General features: G+C 59.2%; 1 protein-coding gene. It reads left to right on the plus strand.

The features are described from left to right. Positions 1-70 precede the first annotated feature (70 nt). The coding region (locus tag AC5ZGW_RS46440) for an IS110 family RNA-guided transposase (RefSeq protein WP_496114184.1) at positions 71-1030 on the plus strand (960 nt) is incomplete at its 3' end.

Raw genomic sequence — 1030 nt, forward strand, 5'->3', positions numbered from 1 at the left:
GGTCACTTTGGCGTAGAGCTCACCAGGCCGCCGCCCAGCGCGCGCACTTCAAAACAAAAAGACAACTGTAATGCTAGACTTGGCGAAACATGTTTTTCAGGCGCATGGCGCAGACCCTGGCGGCGATGTTGTTTTCCGCAAACAGCTGCGTCGTGACAAAGTGTTGGCTTTCTTTGCCCAGCAGCCTGCGTGCCTGGTAGCGATGGAAGCCTGCGCCAGCGCCCATCACTGGGCTCGTGAGATTGGCAAGCTGGGTCATACAGTGCGACTGATTCCACCGGCCTATGTAAAGCCGTTTGTTAAGCGCCAAAAAAACGATATGGCCGATGCGGAAGCGATTTGCGAAGCATCCCAACGCCCCACCATGCGCTTTGCCGCCGTGAAGAGTGAGGACCAGCAGGCGAGCGCGGTCGTGTTTCGCGCTCGCGATCTTTTGGTCCGGCAACGTACCCAGATCATAAACGCGTTGCGAGGTCACCTCGCCGAATACGGCCTGGTCGTTGCAAAGGGGGCCTCCAATGTCGGCGCGCTGGTTGAGCACGCGAAAGCTTCCGGGAGCAGCGTGCCAACGGCGGCGCAACCGGCGCTCGATATCCTGGTCAAGATGCGGGCGGTGCTGGAAGAGCAAATCAAGCAGCTCGATATTGAGATCGCGCGACGAGCTCGAGAAGAGGAAATTGCTCGACGGCTTATGACGGTTCCTGGAATAGGCCCAATCACGGCGACAGCTCTGATGGCGCTAGCGCCTGAGCCGGAAAACTTCAAACGTGGCCGGGATTTCGCTGCGTGGTTGGGGTTGACCCCGCTGCAACGTTCCACTGGTGGAAAACAGAAGCTCGGTCAAATATCGAAAATGGGTGAGCGAACGCTGCGGCGTCTCCTCATCATCGGGGCGAGTGCGGTGGTGAATCTGGCTCGCCGACGCGGTCCATCGCAAGGGACATGGCTGGAGCGCATGCTCGCTCGTAAGCCGCCCATGCTTGTCGCCGTCGCTCTCGCCAACAAGATGGCTCGCACCGTTTGGGCTTTG

This window comes from Bradyrhizobium sp. Crot121 (assembly GCF_059512385.1).